The sequence below is a fragment of the Accumulibacter sp. genome (genome assembly GCF_036625275.1).
Taxonomy (GTDB): Bacteria; Pseudomonadota; Gammaproteobacteria; order Burkholderiales; family Rhodocyclaceae; genus Accumulibacter.
Window position 1 is genome coordinate 1 of the sequence record NZ_JAZKUD010000149.1, and the last position, 5,416, is coordinate 5,416.

Annotated in this window: 4 protein-coding genes; all 4 read left to right on the forward strand. The window is 60.8% G+C overall.

What is annotated here, in order from left to right; genetic code table 11:
• Positions 1-426 precede the first annotated feature (426 nt).
• Complete coding sequence (locus V5B39_RS21525; protein WP_332344870.1) at positions 427-741, forward strand: H-NS histone family protein; 315 nt, start codon at positions 427-429, stop codon at positions 739-741.
• A gap of 138 nt (positions 742-879) precedes the next feature.
• Positions 880-1,881, forward strand: coding sequence for a UDP-glucose 4-epimerase GalE (galE, locus tag V5B39_RS21530; RefSeq protein ID WP_332344873.1), 1,002 nt, complete (start codon positions 880-882; stop codon positions 1,879-1,881).
• A 9-nt stretch (positions 1,882-1,890) separates the two neighbouring features.
• Entirely contained in the window at positions 1,891-2,709 is an 819-nt protein-coding gene (locus V5B39_RS21535; RefSeq protein WP_332344871.1) for a symmetrical bis(5'-nucleosyl)-tetraphosphatase, read from the forward strand.
• Positions 2,710-2,997: 288 nt separating this feature from the next.
• On the forward strand, positions 2,998-5,085 hold the full coding sequence (locus V5B39_RS21540; RefSeq protein ID WP_332344872.1) for a PEP-CTERM sorting domain-containing protein: 2,088 nt from the start codon (positions 2,998-3,000) through the stop codon (positions 5,083-5,085).
• Positions 5,086-5,416 lie beyond the last annotated feature (331 nt).

Here is a 5,416-nt window from a genome sequence, read left to right on the forward strand (position 1 = left end):
TCTGGAAAAGGTCATGTCTGCTCAGGTGCATCGCCCCGCGTCGCTCAGGTCGTCCGAAAGTGCCGCAACTATCCCATACAAATCATCACGCTGGAAGGTTTTGTTGAGGGGGTGTGAACGATTACGGATGATGAATCGGAGGAAAGGGAACGGTCAGACTTCCATGATCGGAGCCTGGAAAAATCATGACCGTTAAATCCAACCTTATTCAGCATTATGTCTCTTGTCTCGGGGCGATAACCTCCGACAAGAGAAGGGGTATGAAATCGGGTTTTTCTTCTAAATTAGTTGAATATCTTCAGCATCGGCGCCACGGCTTTACATGGAGCGTGCATGCAATCGGTCATTGCACTTGACAAATAACCGGCAGCCTGTTGCAATTATCCGCTTAAAGCGTATAAGACGATTTTCCCTAAGGAGTGGTGTATGGCAAGTTATCAGGAACTACTCGCACAACGTGCGATGCTGGAAAAACAGATAGAAGAAGCTCGGCAGGCAGAGTTGTCGGAAGTGATCGGTCGGGTGAGGCGATTGATTGCCGAGTACGGCCTGACGGCAGCAGACCTTGGTTTCAAGATGCCAGGGTCCATGGGAATGGTTGCCGACAAGATCCGGGGACCTGTCGCCATCAAATACCGTGGTCCCAATGGTGAAACCTGGTCGGGTCGCGGCAAGCAGCCCAACTGGCTGACCCGCCTTGAAACAGAACAAGGGCGGCACCGCGACGAATTTCTGGTTTGAACTCCTGATTTGAACTCCTCGTTTAAATTCCTTGTTTAATCAGGAATGACATAGAGCATGGCGCGTCCGCTCCGCCATGAGCAATGGTTATCGATGCGCAATGCCGGCCATGGCAGCAGACTCCTGGAACTTGATCGGATGAATATTTTGGTTACCGGCGGAACCGGTTATATCGGTTCGCATGCCTGCGTCGCATTGCTTGCCGCCGGTCACTCAGTGACGGTCATCGACAATCTTTCGAACAGCCGGCGCGAAGTGCTCGATCGGGTGGCACAGATTACCGGGGAACGGCCGCTTTTTTTCCAGAGCGATGTCCGTGATCTCCCGTCCTTGCGGTCAATTTTTGCCACGACACCGATCGATGCAGTCATTCACTTCGCCGGTCTGAAGGCCGTCGGCGAGTCGGTCGCGCAGCCTTTACGGTATTATGACTGCAACGTCGGCGGCGCCATCGCGCTGTGCAAGGCGATGGCCGAGGCGGCAGTGAAAACCCTGATTTTCAGTTCTTCCGCCACGGTCTACGGCGACCCGGCTTCGGTACCGATCCGCGAAGACTTCCCACGTTCGGCGACCAATCCCTACGGGGCCAGCAAGCTGATGATCGAGGACATCCTCGCCGATCTGGCGCACGCCGACTCCACATGGCGGATTGCTCGCCTGCGCTATTTCAATCCGGTCGGTGCGCACGAAAGCGGCCTGATTGGCGAAGAACCAAATGGTGTTCCCAATAACCTCCTGCCCTACGTCGCCCAGGTGGCCGCAGGCAAACGCCCGCAATTGAGTGTTTTCGGCAGCGATTATCCGACGCCTGACGGCACCGGAGTACGCGATTACATTCACGTGATGGATCTCGTCGAAGGGCATCTCGCGGCACTCAACTACCTGCTTGACCAGGGTGGCCTGCTGACCGTCAATCTCGGTACCGGCTGCGGCTACTCGGTCCTCGACATGGTGCGCGCCTTCGCCGCCGCCAGCGGTCGGCCAGTGCCCTACGCACGGGTGCCGCGACGACCGGGCGACGTGGCAACCTGCTACGCTGACCCACAGCTTGCCGCCGACCTGCTCGGATGGCAAGCCCGCCGCGGCATCGAGCAGATGTGCGCCGATGCCTGGCGCTGGCAGCAACACGCAACCGTCTGATCACCGAGCATGGCAACCTACGCAATCGGAGACATTCAGGGCTGCTTCGAATCGCTGCTCAATCTGCTGGCGAAGTGCCGTTTCGACCCTGCCAGCGACCGCCTGTGGCTGGTCGGCGACCTGGTCAACCGTGGTCCGCGCTCACTCGACACCTTGCGCTTCGTGCGCGATCTCGGCCCCGCCGCAGTGACCGTCCTCGGCAATCACGACCTCTACCTGCTGATGGTGGCCGCAGGCGCCGGCAGGCGCAGCAAGGGCGATACGCTCGACGAGATCCTCAATGCCCCCGACTGTGCAGACCTGCTGGACTGGCTGCGGCATCGACCGCTGTGCCACCGCGAAGACGAGTTCTGCATGGTCCATGCCGGACTCTTGCCGCAATGGACCGTCGCCCAGGCGCGTGCGCTGGCCGCAGAGGTCGAGGCAGCGCTCACCGGACCCGCTCACCAGGATTTCCTGGCCAACCTGTGGGGCAGCGAACCGGCGGCGTGGCACGAAGACCTGCAGGGCTGGCCGCGCTTGCGGGTGATTGTCAACGCAATGACCCGGATGCGCTTCTGTTCGCCCGCAGGAGTCATGGAATTCAAGACCAAGGGCGAACTGGCCGACGCCCCGCCTGGCCAACTGCCGTGGTTCGAGGTTCCCGGCAGGCGCAGCGCCGCTGAGGTGCTCGTGATTGGCCATTGGTCGGCGCTCGGGCTGCGGATCGAGCCCAACCTGCTGGCACTCGATTCCGGCTGTTTCTGGGGTCGTCACCTGACGGCCGTGCGCCTCGATGACCGCGCGCTGTTCCAGGTGGATTGCTCGACCTGCGAAGAAACCGCCTGAATCCCGGCCGCAATTTCCCGCGGCGAAGTGTAGGTGGATCGGAGGAGCCTCTTGCTCCGGTGTCGAATTTCTTTACACCCGATCCAGCAGCAGATCTGCCCGCAAAGACAAATAGCCATTTTCATCAATCGCTTGCATCACCGAGCATGAAACTTGCTCTGTGCTCAATAAGGGTGCCAAGGGTAACTGTACCCCTGCATGTGAAAGTCGCATCAGCGATTCACCAGCTTTTCCCGCCAAAAAGGAGAAAACACTTCGGAGGAAACAACACTTGTAAAGGAGCTCAACATGTTCCACGGATTCCAAGCCTTGCTCGGCCGTATGGCCGTTTTTTTCCTCGGACTATCGTCGGTCGCCCAGGCCATGGCAGCGGACTGGATGATCAACGAAGACTACTTCCAAACCGACGCTCGCGCGGCCACCGATTTTGAGTTTCTGCTTGCCGGCGACGTCGCCGCCCAGATTACCGGTGGCGGACAGACCTCGATCACCAACGCTTTCGCCGACCCCACCCGCAGCACCAGCCTTCAGCCAGGCTTCAACAACACCATCGTTCGCTTCGCCGGTTCCAACACGATTCCCACGACGCCGACGACGAAGCGGCACTTCGGCATTTTCGGCACGGGCAAGAAGCCTACGGTCCTGACCAAGGCATGGTCATTCCCCACGGCTCCGTTTCGTGTTCCGGTCCCCAAGTCCAACTTCGATTTCGCTTACGATCCGCTGAACGACGCCCTGCGGATCACTCTGGAGAATACCAGCCCATATACGGTGACTTTCCAGAACGTGGGCTATACGATCAGCTCGACGGAGTACCCCATCGACCAACTGACTGCCAGTGGTCTGCCCTTGTCGGTTTTTCAGCCGCTCCTTGGATTCGACCACGAGTACCGGCCGGGCGAGTTCAATTCCATGCTGATTGCCGGCGTTCATCTCGACGACTTCGCCGTCACCCATGCCACGGTTTTCTTCTCGGGCGACTCCAGCGGCATGGATTACCAAGCGACTGGCGATGAATGGGCACAGGTTCGCGTCGCCGCCGCCGCAGTTCCCGAACCGGGAACCCTGGTGCTTGTACTGCTCGGCCTGGCGTGCGTTGTTGCTTTCTCCTGTCGCGGCCGATGCCATGAGCTACGCGTACGCAAGTCGGGCAAAGCCGCTGGCACATGGCTGCTGCTTGGCGCCGGCATGCTGCAAGCGGGAAGTGCCGCGGCCGACGTGTTCGTCGTGCCCCTGGCCGCACCACCTACCGCAGGGGATACGCGTCCCTTCATCGACCTGAAGGCCAAGGACACTGCGGGCAATGACATCACCATCAAGACCCTGATTGACGGCGGCTCGACCAGTTCCGAGTTGAAAGTCACTGCCGCGGTCGGAACCCAGTTGGGTGTCAGCGGAGGAACTCCGGGAGCCGAGCGCGGGATTAACGGAGTATCGCCGACCACCACCGGAGCAAGCATTCCAGCCAGCGCCGGCGTCGGCTTCAGCAGCGCGCCCGTCACCCCCGGAGGTCAGGCAGCAAGCTCGCCACCCCTGCCCACCACGGCCAGCGTGGGAACTCTCCCGCCCGGGCGGCAAGCCACCTTGGGCAGCGGCTATCTGGAGGCCAACTTCGACAGCAGCGGGCGACTGGACGGCTACTACTTTTTCGTGGCCAAGGGTCAGGGAGCCACTGGAGGCGTGGCAACGGCCAACGCCATCGCCAGTTTTCTGGCCTTTTCCGGCCCGGTAGCCACCAACCCCGATGGCCGTCCGAAAGGCACCAAGTCCGAGGAAGTCACGCCCTTCCACCACCCCGTGCTGCCCAGCGAGGAGGCGATCGATGGCGGCTTCCGGCTGGGCGTCGATGTCAGCAGCGCTTTCTCCACGCAATCCGACATCCCCTTCATTCTCAAGAGCGGCTTTTCAAACACGATCATTTCTTCCCATCTGGCTTCGCTGCTGGGATTGAATCCAGGCACCCTGCCGACGGCACAGGTCGAGACGAACTTTGGCGCGATGGCAGTCGGCATGGCCCAACTCCAGCTCGACCTGTTCAGCGACCCGAGCTTCCCAAGCTTCACGGTCCCGGTAGGCATCGCCTTGGACTCCGCCGACAATCCATTTGACGACAACGTACTGGGCAGCGATGTCCTGGGCCTACTGGCTTATTGGGACATTGATCAGACCAACCCGAGTGCGCCGATGTTCTCTGCCGCCGCCAGCCTCACGCCCGTTCCTGAGCCGGGCACGGCGACGCTGATCAGCGTACCCTTGCTTCTTTGCCTGTTGTCCGGGTCTTGGGCACACCACAATCGGGCCAGGATAACGCGCGCTTCGCGATCCCACTGCGCTTTGCGCCGATGGGCGGCGTCCTTGAGGACGTCGAAGCGGTAAGCCGCACGACGGCTGAGCGAAGCTGGGGGGAGCGCTTGACGACCGGATCGAAATCGGCGTACGCGGTGCTTTAAGCGTCTGGCCAATACCTCCACGGCGGTGAAAGACCAGCAGAGCAGCCCCTCGGGATCGGCGGAGCAGTTGCCAGCCCGCGTGCCGGCCAGCGTGCCGACTTATCGCTGTCCGCAAGCAGGCACTCAGCACGTGGCAATCTGCCGGAACCCGTCCGTCGCGCCGATTTCCGCAGCGTTGCCCTCGTTGCAGAGAACGCGGTCGACCCTGGCCATCGGGGGTCCGCGCTGTGCCCAGAGCAGCAGCGCGTCAAGCGCCT

Bases quoted from the DNA above. Each gene is read 5' to 3' on its own strand.
- V5B39_RS21535 (WP_332344871.1), top strand. From the start codon at position 1,891: ATGGCAACCTACGCAATCGGAGACATTCAGGGCTGCTTCGAATCGCTG.
- galE (WP_332344873.1), top strand. From the start codon at position 880: ATGAATATTTTGGTTACCGGCGGAACCGGTTATATCGGTTCGCATGCC.
- V5B39_RS21525 (WP_332344870.1), top strand. From the start codon at position 427: ATGGCAAGTTATCAGGAACTACTCGCACAACGTGCGATGCTGGAAAAA.
- V5B39_RS21540 (WP_332344872.1), top strand. From the start codon at position 2,998: ATGTTCCACGGATTCCAAGCCTTGCTCGGCCGTATGGCCGTTTTTTTC.